The organism is Nonomuraea guangzhouensis (assembly GCF_019396345.1).
GTDB lineage: Bacteria > Actinomycetota > Actinomycetes > Streptosporangiales > Streptosporangiaceae > Nonomuraea > Nonomuraea guangzhouensis.
Window position 1 is genome coordinate 170,232 of sequence record NZ_JAHKRM010000015.1, and the last position, 12,930, is coordinate 183,161.

At 71.0% G+C, this 12,930-nt stretch carries 10 protein-coding genes; 4 read left to right on the forward strand and 6 right to left on the reverse strand.

All coding sequences use genetic code 11. From position 1 onward, the window contains the following. Positions 1–398: 398 nt before the first annotated feature. A complete protein-coding gene (locus tag KME78_RS30125) occupies positions 399–2,495 on the reverse strand; it encodes an ABC transporter substrate-binding protein (protein WP_219532772.1) in 2,097 nt (698 codons plus the stop codon). Positions 2,496–2,627: 132 nt separating this feature from the next. Between KME78_RS30125 and KME78_RS30130 the strand changes: the two genes are divergently transcribed. Continuing rightward, the gene (locus KME78_RS30130) at positions 2,628–3,338 is read left to right on the forward strand and encodes a hypothetical protein (protein WP_219532773.1); all 711 of its coding nucleotides are present in this window, start codon (positions 2,628–2,630) and stop codon (positions 3,336–3,338) included. Positions 3,339–3,698: 360 nt separating this feature from the next. Here the strand turns inward: KME78_RS30130 and KME78_RS30135 are convergent, their stop codons facing one another. Both KME78_RS30135 and KME78_RS30140 read right to left on the reverse strand, forming a co-directional pair. Then, positions 3,699–3,986 carry an Lrp/AsnC family transcriptional regulator gene (locus KME78_RS30135; RefSeq protein ID WP_214637825.1) on the reverse strand — a complete coding sequence of 96 codons (288 nt, stop codon included), beginning with the start codon at positions 3,984–3,986 and terminating at the stop codon, positions 3,699–3,701. 10 nt (positions 3,987–3,996) lie between these two features. After that, positions 3,997–5,697, reverse strand: a complete 1,701-nt coding sequence (locus tag KME78_RS30140; RefSeq protein WP_219532774.1) for a DEDD exonuclease domain-containing protein — start codon at positions 5,695–5,697, stop codon at positions 3,997–3,999. Between the two features lie 86 nt (positions 5,698–5,783). Between KME78_RS30140 and KME78_RS30145 the strand changes: the two genes are divergently transcribed. From KME78_RS30145 to KME78_RS30155, 3 genes are all read left to right on the forward strand, one after another. Then, on the forward strand, positions 5,784–7,292 hold the full coding sequence (locus KME78_RS30145; protein ID WP_219532775.1) for a serine/threonine-protein kinase: 1,509 nt from the start codon (positions 5,784–5,786) through the stop codon (positions 7,290–7,292). Then, complete coding sequence (locus tag KME78_RS30150) at positions 7,282–8,709, forward strand: serine/threonine-protein kinase (protein WP_219532776.1); 1,428 nt, start codon at positions 7,282–7,284, stop codon at positions 8,707–8,709. The genes KME78_RS30145 and KME78_RS30150 overlap by 11 nt, the downstream gene beginning before the upstream one ends. 74 nt (positions 8,710–8,783) lie before the next feature. Further along, entirely contained in the window at positions 8,784–10,304 is a 1,521-nt protein-coding gene (locus KME78_RS30155; RefSeq protein ID WP_219532777.1) for a hypothetical protein, read from the forward strand. Between the two features lie 271 nt (positions 10,305–10,575). On the opposite strand, the gene KME78_RS30160 is transcribed toward KME78_RS30155, so the two are convergent. Genes KME78_RS30160 through KME78_RS30170 form a run of 3 tightly spaced genes read right to left on the reverse strand, consistent with a single transcriptional unit; the run spans position 10,576 to position 12,847 of the window. Further along, on the reverse strand, positions 10,576–12,138 hold the full coding sequence (locus KME78_RS30160; RefSeq protein ID WP_219532778.1) for a PH domain-containing protein: 1,563 nt from the start codon (positions 12,136–12,138) through the stop codon (positions 10,576–10,578). Beyond that, complete coding sequence (locus KME78_RS30165; protein WP_219532779.1) at positions 12,135–12,623, reverse strand: PH domain-containing protein; 489 nt, start codon at positions 12,621–12,623, stop codon at positions 12,135–12,137. The genes KME78_RS30160 and KME78_RS30165 overlap by 4 nt, the downstream gene beginning before the upstream one ends. Further along, complete coding sequence (locus KME78_RS30170) at positions 12,620–12,847, reverse strand: hypothetical protein (protein WP_219532780.1); 228 nt, start codon at positions 12,845–12,847, stop codon at positions 12,620–12,622. Before KME78_RS30170 ends, KME78_RS30165 begins: the two co-directional genes overlap by 4 nt. Positions 12,848–12,930: the final 83 nt, after the last annotated feature.

Below are 12,930 nucleotides of genomic sequence, written 5' to 3' on the forward strand. Positions count from 1 at the left end.
CGGTTCGAGGTCGTGGCCTCTCCCGTACGTCGACAACACACCCACGTCGTGCCCCCGTCTCCTCGTCGGTGCTGAGTCCGGCCGCCGATTCTGCAGCACGACCCGGGTCTTGCCGCAAGCCCCCCTGTGCGCTATACGTTGGAAATGCAAGGAGTAGATCTTCTTGCCTTTGCTCTTGCCGTCCGCCGCGGGTCGTGTCTGGTGCCCGGCGGTCAGGTCATCCGGTGCGCCGGCACCGCCCATGCGTGTGGGGACCCAGCCGGGGTCGACCGCACGGCTCGAGGTTCCCGCCCACCGGGCCGCGAGGGTGGTGACCCACAGTTTGCTGTCGTCGTAGGAAGCGGTGCCGGCGGTCAGCGTCTCTCCCCGTCCGCGAATCCCATCCCAGAAAAGGGATGTCAAGAGTCCTTGACCAGGTGAGTGGCGACCCGCTGGTACATGTTGGACTCGTCATACTGGTAAATGCCGAATTTGCCTTCACGCACGTCGCCATTGCTGTCGAACTCGATGCGCCCGCTGAGTCCGTCATAGTCGATGTCGACGCCCGCCCGCACCAGCGCGGCGCAGTCCCGGTAGGACACGCAACGTCGCCCGCCGGAACTCACGTCCGCCAGGTGCGCCGCGATCGACTGGCCGCGGTCGCTCTGGGCACTTTCGGCGGCCAGCGCTCCCAAGACGACCGCGTCGTACGACTCCACCCCGTAACTGGTGTCGTGGTGCTTCGGATCGGCGGCCTCCATGCGGGCCGCGAACTCGCCGGTGGCATCTGCGCCGGCGAGCAGGCCCTTCGCACCCGCCATCACCTTCGCGGGAACCTCGTCCGAATAGTCGAGCAGGTTGGCGTCCACCAGGTACCAGTGCTGGTTTTGGGCGGTGAGGCCACGCTTGTGGAGCGCCCGGACCAGAGAGATGGTTTCGTCGAATCCGATCATTATGAGAGCCTCCGGGCGATCCTTGCTGATCTGAGAGGCGTACCCGGCGAATCTCTCGGTTGCGGGCGGGTACTCCAGACGGTCGAGCAGTGCCACGCCCCGGGTGGCCAGCGCTTGCTCGGCGCTGTCGGCCACCTCCTGCACATAGCTGTCATAGCTGTCTTCCAGCGTGATGATCATCGCGCTGCGGTTACCGTCCTCGGCGGCGAGCTGGCCCAGGAGCGTGCCCTCCAGGGTGTCGGCGGCCGCGGTTCGGAAGAACATGCCCTGGTCGTTCGCCATGGTGAGACGGTCCGAGGTCGCGGCCGGAGAGATCATCGCGGCGCCGGCGTCGGCGACCTTGTCCATGATGTCAAGCGAGAGCGTGTTGGATGCCGGGCCGACGATGAGGTCTGCCTTCTTGTCGATGAGCTCCTCCGCCCCCGTCACGCCGATGTCGGGCTCCACATCGCCGGAGTCCGTCTCAAGGAGCCGGACCGGCTTGCCGAGGATGCCGCCCGCCGCGTTCACGTCCTCGACGGCCAGTTTCGCACCGCTGCTGATGGACGGGCCGATGAAGGAGAGCAGTCCGGTGCGTGGCAGCAGCGTGCCCACGGTGAGGACACCGTCGCCCTTGGCCCCGCGCAGCGCTGGAGTGGCCTGAGGCATCGTTGCCGTGGGCTGTGACGAGGGCCGTTCCGGGGTCGAACGAGTGACGTAGACAGCGGCCGCGACAACCAGGATGAGCCCGGCCGCGACCCTCCAGATCCGTGAGGTACGGGCGGGTCGTACCGCTGCGGAGGGTTTTACCGGAGCAGGTTCGACGGGGTCGAGCGATGGATCGGCGGCCAGGATGGCTGCCTCCAGAGCACGCAGCTCGGGGCCGGGCTCCAGGCCGAGCTCCGCCACGACGACCTTCCGCGCGGCTCGGTAGGCGTCCAGTGCCTCGGCCTGCCGTCCCGAACGGTAGAGGGCGAGCATGAGTCGCGCGTGCAACCGTTCGCGCAGGGGGTGGGCAGAGGTGAGTCCACGTAGTTCGCCGACGAGGGATCGGTGATGGCCGAGATCCAGTTCGACGTCGATCCATTCCTCGATCGCCGCGGCGCGCAGCTCGTCCAGGCGCACCGCGTAGTCCTGCGCGGGACCGCTGCCCAGGTCGGCGCCTTCGAACGCGCTGCCCCGCCACAGCGCGAGCGCCTCTCGGTACATCGCGGCGACGTGAGCGGGGTCCGGCGTGGTGCCATCGGCGCGGCCGGACGCGCGGGCCCGGTCCAGCGACTCCTCGAACCGGAGCGCGTCGACCTCCTCCGGTTGAGCCATGAGGGCGTACCCGCGCTCCAGGTGGGCGATCCGGTCCGCGTCACCGAGCCTTCGGCGGAGTCTGGCCACGTACAGCCTGAGGTTCTGACCTGCGGAAGGCGGTGGGTCGCCGGTCCACAAGGCGTCGATGAGCCGGACGGTCGGCACCGGTTCGTTGGGCGTGGTCAGCAACGCGGCCAGAAGCGCGCATTCCTTCGGCGCGGTGAGCCGGGTGGGCCCGTCCCCGTGCTGGATCTCGATGGCCCCTAAAACGCGGATTCTCATGCCCCGTGTGCCCCCTGTTCGTTGTAGACATCGGGATAGCGGATGGAGGGCTCGGCCGCAAGATCCCTGGTAAAAGCCGTATATGCGCGTATATACGGCTGGCTATACGGGCCATCAGGCACGGTGATCGGCATGAAACGCATCCCGATACTCATGACCGCGGCGGCATTGGTGTTGTCCGTCCCCGCCCCAGCCCACGCCACGGCCCGGTCGGCTCCGGAGCCGGAACACACCGTGGGAGAGCTGCGGAAGGCCCTGCTCACGAAGAAGGACGGCTTCTCCGGCTACAAGGTGCACCATGTGGCGGCCGGTACGGCGTCACGCTTCCTCGCCGGCCGGACCAAGCAGGAGAGCTGGGCCCTCAGCTTCATGCCCAGTCGATGCAGGTCCTCGGCCACGGCCGGTCTGCTGTTCGACCCGAAGACGGTGGCGCGGATCCCCGATGCTCCGGCGGCCGCGATCGAGCTGTGGGGCGAGCAGACCCTGGGCGAGACGCTCGTCTCCGTGCCCGCCGACTTACCGGACTCGGTGGTACGGGGGAAGCTCCCGCGAGGGTGCGGCAAAATTCGCGCGACGCACAAGGGGAAGCGCATCACGGTCCGGGTGAAGAAGCTCTCGGGAGACGCGCTGCCGGACATTCCCGGGGCGACGGTGAGCGGGTTCAAGACCGTGGTGCCGACGGGTGTGTGGGGGAACGCCAAGCCTGGCGAGGGGAACCTCATCGTGGTCAGGTCCGGGGCACTGGTTCTGGAGACCTACACCGATGTCTTCGGCCATGTGGACGGCAAAGCCGCCAAGTTCACGGTGAAGGCCTGGGAACGGGCGCTTGACCGCCTGAGTTGACGATGCCCGCCGCGGCGGGACCTGACTCACACGGCAGACGAGTCACGGCCGGGACTCTCACAAGGGCTCCCGGCCCTAGCGCGTCGACCGCGAGCACCCGAACCCTGTGGAGACCGACGGGATTGGGCCGGTCGGCAGGTTCCGCGGATCATCGCGCGGATGTACGGCCGACATGGATCGCTCGGCGAAGTGCGGCCACGTGAGGGCTGACATACGGCGAGAAGCCGACGGAAGCCACGGTCTCACCGTCTCGTCACGGCGCCCAGCCCCGAACACCTCAGGCCCGTACCCCTGGACAGAGCCCAGCCCCGCACTCGCATTGGGGCCCACCGTGCTGGCCGTAAAACAGCAAAAAGGGGTTTAGTCGCTTTCCCCGAAGCCGATGGAGAACGCCGCATCAAGGTCATGCTTGGAATAGGTGCGGAAAGCGATGTGGGTTTCGGTGTGGAGCACGCCGGCCACCTTGTTGAGGCGCCCCGGGATCACCTCGGCGATCTGCTCGTAGGCGGCCACCCGCACCATCGCCAGCAGGTCGTATTCGCCGGTGATGGAGTAGACCTCGCTGACCCCGTCGATCTCGGCGATCGTCTGGGCGACCTCCGGGATGCGGTCTACCTCGGCATTGATGTGGACGATAGCCGTGACCATGGCCCCAACTCTAGCGGCCCTGGTCGAGGCCGCGGTAGGCGAGGTCGATGCGGGCTTTGTGGCGGGCGGCGCCGTGGGCGGGCAGGCTCCACTCGCCGTCGACCTCCACCAGGCGGACGCCCGGTGACTCCAGCCAGCGCAGGATGCACTCGGTCTCCTCGGCGCTGGCCGCGTGGACGGGCCCGGGGCCGGGGATGACGCTCTCGGCCGTGGCCACGAGGGACTCCACGAAGGGGACGGGATGGGCGCCGCGCGGCATGACGCCGGCCGCGCTGAGCCGGCCGTAGCGGACGACGTGGATGTCCCAGCCGCCGTCGAAGGCCGGGCTCGCGGCCACCAACTGCGGGATGCGGGTGATGGCCGTCAGGCGCTGCATGCGGGCCGCGGCGCGGACGAAGGCCGCGAGACGGTCGCGGTCGACGGACGCCTCCTCGTAGCGCTGCTCGACCGAGAGGCGTTCCATGCGGGCCGAGACCGCGGAGAAGACGGCCGAGGCGTCGAGGGTCATGGCCCGGCGGGCGGCCTGGGCGTGCAGCGCGTAGTCGGTCGGGCTCTCCCTGCCCTCGCACGGCGCCCCGCAGCGGCCCATCTCATGCAGGACGCAGGCCGCGCGGTGGGTGCGCAGGCTGATCGGCTGGGTGCACTGGCGCAGTGGCACCGCCTCGTGCAGGGCGATGCGGGCGTCGTCGGCCGAGCGGCTGCTGGAGAACGGGCCGAGGTAGGCGGCGCCGTCGTCCTTGAGGTCGCGCACGATCGACAGGCGGGGGAACGGCTCGTCGGTCAGCTTGAGCCAGACCACCTTCTCCGGGAAGCGGGACCGGCGGTTGTAGCGGGGTTTGGCGCCGCCGATCAGGCGTAGCTCGCGTACCTCGGCTTCGAGGGCGGTGGTGCAGACGATGTGGCGGACGCGTTCGGCGATGCCGATCATCTCGCGGATGCGCGGGCGGGTCTCGCTGGCGGTGAAGTAGGAGCGGACGCGGTTGCGCAGATTGGTGCTCTTGCCGATGTAGAGGACCTCGCCGCGTTCGTCCTCGAAGAGGTAGACGCCGGGGGAGTGCGGCACCGACTCGGCCAGGTGGCGCTTGGCCTGCTGCTCGGGGGTGGGTGCGCGGACGAAGGACTTGAGCTCTTCGAGCGTGTGGACCTGGAAGGAGCCGGCCCGCTCGATCAGGCCGTGGAGCACGTGGACGGTGGCCCGGGCGTCCTGCAGGGCGCGGTGGCAGGGATCGGTCGGGCTGCGGAAGAACCTGGCCAGCGTGGCGAGCTTGGCGTTGGGCGTCTCGTCACGGGTCAGCACGCGGCGGGCCAGGTCGACGGTGTCGACGACCGGGTTGGCCGGCGGGGGATAGCCGTGGGCGGCGCAGGCCGCCTTGACGAAACGGGTGTCGAAGCTCGCGTTGTGGGCGACCAGGGTCGTGCCGCGGATGAACTCGAGGAAGGCCGGCAGCACCGACTCGATGCGCGGCGCGGCCACCACCATGGCGTCGGTGATGCCGGTCAGCACGGAGATGAACGGCGGGATCGGCCCGCCGGGATCGACCAGCGTGGAGAACTCGCCGAGCACCTCGCCCGCCCGCACCTTGACCGCGCCGATCTCGGTGATCATGTGATCGGCGGGGGAGCCCCCGGTCGTCTCGAGGTCGAACACGACGAACGTGACGTCGCTCAGCGGCGTGCCGAGCTCGTCGAGAGTGCCTTGAACCGGATCCACGAACCAAGACCATAGAGAGGAAGACCGACAGTTAGCCGTCGCGGGTGAATAACTGTTCCTCTTGAACCTTCGTTACCCTTCCGTTTATGTCCGGGGGAAGACTCGCCAGCCGCTATTCACTGCTGCGGCCGCTCGGCAGCGGCGGCATGGGCAGGGTGTGGCTGGCCAGGGACGAGATGCTTGACCGCGAGGTGGCGGTCAAGGAGCTCACGCTGCCCGACGGACTGCCCGCCAAGGAGCGCGGCGACCTCGTCACCAGGGCGGTCCGCGAGGCCCAGGCCACCGCCCGGCTGCGGCATCCGGGCATCGTCGCGCTCCACGACGTCATCGTCGAGCACGACCGGCCGTGGCTGGTCATGGAGCTGCTGCGGGGCCGTACGCTCGCCGACGCGGTCCGGGAGCGCGGGGCGATGCCGCCGGAGCAGGCCGCCAGGATCGGCGCGGCCGTCCTGGACGCCCTGGCCGCCGCGCACGCGCAGGGGTTGCAGCATCGCGACGTCAAGCCGGGCAACGTGTTCCTCACCGACAGCGGCCGGGTGGTGCTCACCGACTTCGGCATCGCCCGGCAGGAGGGGCAGGCGACGCTGACGGAGCAGGGGCTGATGATCGGCTCGCCGGGGTTCATCGCGCCCGAGCGGCTGGAGGGCGAGCTGGGCGGTTCGGCCAGCGACATCTGGTCGCTGGGGGCGACGCTGTTCACGGCCGCCGAGGGCAGGGCGGCCTACGACGGCTCGCCGGCCGAGCGGATCAAGGCCACGCTGACGCAGCCGCCTCCGCTCGCGCGGGGCCCGATCGGGCCGCTGCTCGCCGCCATGATGGCGCGCCACCCCGCGGCCCGTCCTGACGCGCGGGCCGGGATCCACGCGCTGGAGGAGGTCGCGGCGGGCCGGACGGCCCGGCTCGCGGCGCATCACGACATCACCGCGCCCGCCCGGGTGAAGCGCCGCGGCAGGGCGATCGTCTGGATCGCCGCCGCGGCGGCCGCGGTGCTCGCGGTCGGTGCGGGCGGTACGTACGTGGTGCTGAATGTCCTGAAAAATCATGATGAGGTGCCGGAGGCCTTCACCGTCCCCATGAACGTGTGCTCGCTGATCGCCCAGGCGGAGATCGGCGAGCTGCTGCACACCCAGCAGCCGCCCAAGCCGCAGCCCGGCTCCGACGACGTCGGCCCCAAGTGCGGCTGGCCGGTCCAGGGCACCGGCGTCGGACTGCAGCTCCAGAAGGACTCCGACACCGCCGACCCCTGGTCGATGACCCCGGTGACGGCTCACACGCTGCTGGGCAACCAGCAGCGCTACTGGGCCAAGTACAACGAGGTCGACTGGACCTGGCCGGAGATCGGGGCGAAAGGCTCGCTCAAGGCCAAGCGCACCCCGGTCCGCACGCTCACCGGCGTCGGCGAGGAGGCGTTCACCTTCGAGCTGACCGGGCCCTCGGGCCGGGTGCACTCCGCTCATATTTACTATCGCCTGGCGAACCTGGTGGTGAGCGTCGAATACACCACACTCGCCACCAAGCCCACCGATGAGGACATCAAGCAGTCCGCGCTGAAGGCCGCGCGGGCCAGCGAGCAGGCGTTGCGCAGTGCAGGCTGACTTCTACCTGCTGGCCGGCCGTTACCGCCTGGTCGAGCGGCTCGGCGAAGGCGGCGCGGGCACCGTGTGGCGGGCGATCGACCAGACGCTCGACCGGCAGGTCGCGGTCAAGCAGATGCGGCTGCCGGCCGAGCTGACGCCGCGCCAGCGGGCCGAGTTCGCCGACCGGGCCATTCACGAGGCCAGGTCGGCGGGACGGCTGCGCGACCCCGCCATCGTGCTCGTCCACGACGTGGTGCTCGACGGCGATCAGCCGTGGATCGTCATGGACCTGGTCGCCGGGCGCTCACTCGACAAGGTCATCAAGGAACGGGGCCCGCTGCCGCCGGAGGCCGTGGCCCGCATCGGGCTCCAGGTGCTGTCGGCGCTGCGGGTGGCGCACGCGCACGGCATTCTGCACCAGGACGTCAAACCGGCCAACATCATGCTCGACGCCGACGGCTCGGCCATGCTCACCGACTTCGGCATCGCCACCCCGATGGGCGGGCGGGGAGACCGGCAGGGCACCGCGGGCTCACCCGGTTACATGGCGCCCGAACGGCTGAACGAGCATGCCGCCGGCCCCGCCTCCGACCTGTGGTCGCTCGGCGCGAGCCTCTACACCGCGGTGGAGGGCCGGCCGCCGTTCGAGCGCGCCCTGCCCGCCGCCGTGGCCGCCGCGGTGCTGCTGCACGAACCGCCGTTCCCGGCCAGGGCGGGGCGCGAGCTCGGCGGGCTGCTGATGGCCATGCTGGCCAAGGACCCCGCGGCCCGGCCGACAGCCGAGCAGATCGGCGAACGGTTGAGCGGCTCGCCCCGGGCTCGCCGGCGCCGATGGTGGCTCGTTCCGGCGGCGCTGGCCGCCGTCGCCGTGGTGGGCGTGGGCGGCTGGTACGGCCTGGCCGTTCTGAACGGGCCGAAGGAGACGGGCAGGTTCGCCTCCGCCCCGGACCCGTGCGGGCTGATCGGTGACGCGCGGGCCGGGCAGTTGCTGAAGGACACGGTGCAGCGGCTGCGCACCAGGCCGGGCGAGTGCGTGTGGCAGGTGCGCGACGGCTCCCAGATCACCCGCTCGATCATCGTGCGGACCAGGGCCGAGCAGCCCGACGCCGACTACAGCGGTCCCGCCGTGGCCCGGCTGCGGTTCGACAGCGAGCACGGCAGCCGCGCCGCGGCGAAGGGCACGGTGTTCCGCAAGACCACCGGTCTCCTGGCCGACGTGTCCGGCGTGGGTGAGGCGGCGTTCGTCCAGGACACCTTCGAGTTCTACCTGAGCAGCACCGAATCCGGCCGATCGGACAGCACCCTGCTCTTCCGCACGAGTAACCTCGTGGGCGAGGTCATCCTGCACCGCGAGGACGTCAAGCCGAACACTCCGGCCGACAGGAAGACGGCGATCGAGGCCGCGCGTGTCGTCTCCGCGGCGCTGGACAACTGAGCCCTTGCAAGTGTCTTGCAAGCGGTGTGACTAGCATGTTTCCCCCTAAGTCAGGGCAACCTCAGGAGTCCCTCGTGCAACCCGGTAGCGCGTTCGAGCCGCCGACCAACCCCTATCGGATCCCGGGCAGGCAGTTCGAGCAGCCGACCATGCCACCGGGCCCGTCCGGGCCGCCGCCGCCCCCGCCGCGCAGGTCATGGATCCTGCCGGTGGTGGCCGTCACCGTGGTCGTGCTGATCGCGGGCGGCGCGGGCGCTTACCTGGTGTACGGGGAGGTCTCCGGCTCCACGCCGTCGACGGGGACCAAGCCGGTCAAGCCGCCCGCGTCCGCGACGGCCGCGACGGCCGCGGCGCTCGACGTGTGCTCGATGCTGCCCAAGAGCGAGGCCGAGCGCCTCGTGCCGCAGGCGACGGTGGCCAAGGACTCCCGGGACTCCGAGTACACGCTCAACTTCACCTGCAACTGGATCAACCGCCGCATCTCGTTCGGCGAATACTGGCGCAGCCGGGAGGTCGACGTACGCGTTGAGCAGCACCGCGGCGACGGCGCCAAGACCGGCCGGACCATGGCCCAGAACACCTACGACATCGACTACGGCAGCGGCAAGTACAACGAGACGGCCAAGCCCACCCCGAAGAAGGGGGAGAAGGAGTACATCTCCCCGATCAAGGACGTGCCGGGCATCGGTGACGCCGCGTTCGCCCAGTACACCTGGCGCCGTTCCGGCAAGCTGCTCTGGTACTCCTTCGGCGAGGCCCACGCCCGCGTCGACGACATGACGATCAAGGTCAAGTACCAGGCCGACCAGCAGCGCAAGGACTCGCAGATCCTCAGCAACGCGACCACCCAGTCGGTCACGGAGGCCAACGCGATCCGCGAGGCCAGCGGCGTGCTCGGGCACATCGCCAAGGGCATCGCCGCGTGGAAGGCGCAGCACCCGAACGTGCTGGCCCAGCCGGACAAGGCCGCGGTCACCACCACGCCCAAGCCCGAGGCGACGCCCTCGCCCACCGTCCTGGCCGTCTTCCCGGCCGCCTGCCAGGGCGTGACCGAACTGGCCACCCGCCTGGTCCCCTCGCCCACGCCGCGGGCCCGCGGCACCGAGGCGGGCGGCGACGCGCAGACCGAGTGCCGGTGGCTGAACATGGACATCCCCGTGGGCGACGACGTCAAGCGGATCCGCAGCGCGCTGATCACCACACACCGCTTCACCAACCGCGCCGGCGCCGAGGACGCGCCCGCCGCCCGCGCCTTCTACACGGGCCAGCGCGGCAGCCGCGGCAGCACCGCGGACTCCTCCATAGGCGGCATCACCTGGAGCAAGCTGTCCGAGGTCAAGGGATTGGGTGAGGCGGCCTTCAGCCAGTACGCGCAGCTCAGGCACGGCGACACGCACGCCGCCACGGGCACGGTGCTGCTGCGGCAGGGGGCGACGGTGATCGTGGTCGACTACTCGGGCGCCGAGCGGCCCAAGGACGAGCCCGCCAACTCGCCCAAGGTCAAGATGATGGCCGACAAGGAAGCCCGCGACGGCGCACTCTCCCTGGCCAAGACGTATCTGGCCGAGCTGGCCAAGAAGCCGATCGGCAGCTGACCGCCCGTCCGGGCGTCCAGTGGCCTCTGTCGCGGGCGGCGAGGCCGGTCGCGGTCACTGGGATGGACGGCGCCGCGCCGGACGTCTGGGGGCCGCTCAGCTCCTTGGGGCCGGTACCTCGTTCACCAGGCACGATGTTGACGACAACCCTCAACAAGGCTGCAAGTGGCCTGCAAGTACGGCAAATAATGTTGACCCCGAACAGCAAATGAGCCGCGTGGTCTCGCTTGTCCAAGACAGGGGCATGGGCAAGCCGGGGGAGATCCGCGGCTCACTGTTGTCCTCGGGCGAGGAAGGGCTCCAGCAGGCCGGGCACGGCCCGCGCCGCCAGGTCGAGCCCGTCGCCCGTGCCGACGTCGACCACGTCGTAGTGCCCCTCGCCCGCCGCCGTCGTCGCCGAGAGCGTGAGCAGGCCGGCGCGGCGCTGGAAGAACGACTGCTCGATCGTCCAGCCGACGATGCCGCTCCGGTCGAGCGCGACCGTACGCCGCACGGCCGAGCCCTTCCTGGTGACCAGATGGCGCGGGCCGAGCGCGTGGCCGAGTCCCCGGTAGGCGTCGGCGGCCAGCCACAGGCCGGCCGGGAACCCGATCGCGAGCACGGCCGCGGGCCAGATCCAGCCGCCCGGCCACGTCCACAGGAGCGGCGGCAGCCCGGCCAGAGCCGCCAGCGCCGCGACGGTGGCGAGCGCGCGAACGACGCGCCGGCGCCCGGCCGCCGCCGGATGCGCCACCAGCCCGGCCCGCCACGGACCCGCCGCCGCTGCGGCCTGCCATGGGTCCGCGGTGGACCGCCACGGTTCAGTCTCGGGCGTCGCCGCGTCGGACCGGCCCAGGTTCGCGACGCGTTCGGCGATCTGCTCGGCCAGCGCGCGGGGGAGCGGTGGGGTGAGCGCGGCCACGTCCTCCGTCTCGTTCTCCGCGGCCTTGCCCAGCCCGGTGGCGACGGCCTTGACCCGCGCTCCGCCGCCCAGCCGCAACAGCAGCGGCTCGCTGAGCTCCACGCCGCGCAGCCGCCGCTCCTCCAGCGTCAGCGACCGGCTGGTCAGCAGCCCTCTGCGCAGCCGGAGCCGGCCAGGCTCGCGCTCCAGCCGGTAGCGCCCCCACGACTCGGCGAACAGCAGCATCGCGCCCGCCACCCCGACCACCACGTTGACCGCCACGAGCAGCGGCACCGCCGACCACGGCCGCCCGGTGACCCAGCCCCAGGCGTCCGAGGCCGTCCCGGTGGTGAACAGGTTCACGCCGAACGCGTCGAGCAGCTTGTAAAGCGCTCCCAGCACCAGCGCGCCGCCCGCGAACGACCACACCGTCAGCGGCGCGTACCTGATCCAGGCCCACCGCAGCTCCGCCACCGCGCCGCCGTCCCCGAGCGGGACCGCGCCGGTCCGCAGCAGGGTGCGGCGCAGCGCCTCGGCCTCCTGCCTGGGCAGCGGGTCCAGGGTGAGCTCGGTCCCCTCGCCCGCGTGCTCTCCGGTGCCGACCTTGACGACGGTCAGCCCGAACACCCGCCGTACCGGATCCGCCCTGAGGTCGACGCTGCGCACGCGGTCGCGCGGGATCGAGCGGTGCTGGCGTACGGCGATGCCCGAGCGCAGCTCCAGGCGCTCCGCGGTGAGCCGCCACCGGGTCGAGCGGAGCCGCGCGACGTCGTACGCCAGCACGCCGGCCACGATCAGCGCCGCGGCGCCCCCGCCCGCCGCGACCGTCGCGCCGGGCGACCAGTCGAGCCCGATCAGCGTACGGGCCAGGACGGTCACCACGGGCGCCACGATCGCCAGGGACAGGACCGACGACGCGCCCAGACTCCGCGAGGAGAGCTTGCGCCAGCTCACGTCGCATCACCCGGCGTCGCCTGGGTGATCGCGGTGAGCCGCTCCGCCAACTCGGCGGCCAGCTCATGGTCCAGCGCCTCGATCTTGATCGCGCCCGCGGCCGAGGCCGTGGTCACCGTGACGTCGGCCAGCCCGAACAGTCGCTGCACCGGCCCCCGCGCGGTGTCGACCGTCTGGATGCGCGACATCGGCGCGACCCGCCAGGTGTGGGTCAGCCAGCCCTTCCGTGTGTAGACGGCCTCGCCGGTGACCTCCCAGCGCTCCACCCGGTAGTACGCGCGCGGCGCGGCCACCGCCAGCACCAGGCAGCCCACGGCGAACACGGCCGTCACCACCCCCAGCCAGGCGGGCCGGCCGGTGAACAGCCAGTAGGCCGCCACCGCGGCGGCGGCCACCGGCCCGGCCAGGAGCATCGCCTGAACCGTCCACCAGGAGATCGCCCGCCGGTCCGCCTGGTTGCGCGGCGGACGCAGTGTCGTGCTCATGTCCGGTCCGCCTTCCCGCTCATCGACGCCGAGGCCGACAGCAGCGCCAGCCCGAGGACGCCGATGACGATGGAAGCGAAGATCTCGCGGCCTTGGAGGAACGGCAGGTGGTTGACCAGCAGCAGGTCGTGGGCCCAGCGCCACCAGCCCAGCAGGGTGTTGACCACGCCGCCGACGCCTTGCACCACCAGCAGCCAGCCCGCCACGTCGAGTATCGCCTTCATGTCACCCAGCGTTCCGTGCGCGGAGGCTCCGGCGCGTCGGCCGTAGGTCTCGGCGGGTATCGACTTTGGTCGCTGTTCCCCGG

Coding starts and splice junctions, on each gene's coding strand:
- KME78_RS30125 (WP_219532772.1), bottom strand. CDS start 2,495: ATGAGAATCCGCGTTTTAGGGGCCATCGAGATCCAGCACGGGGACGGG.
- KME78_RS30130 (WP_219532773.1), top strand. CDS start 2,628: ATGAAACGCATCCCGATACTCATGACCGCGGCGGCATTGGTGTTGTCC.
- KME78_RS30135 (WP_214637825.1), bottom strand. CDS start 3,986: ATGGTCACGGCTATCGTCCACATCAATGCCGAGGTAGACCGCATCCCG.
- KME78_RS30145 (WP_219532775.1), top strand. CDS start 5,784: ATGTCCGGGGGAAGACTCGCCAGCCGCTATTCACTGCTGCGGCCGCTC.
- KME78_RS30165 (WP_219532779.1), bottom strand. CDS start 12,623: ATGAGCACGACACTGCGTCCGCCGCGCAACCAGGCGGACCGGCGGGCG.
- KME78_RS30170 (WP_219532780.1), bottom strand. CDS start 12,847: ATGAAGGCGATACTCGACGTGGCGGGCTGGCTGCTGGTGGTGCAAGGC.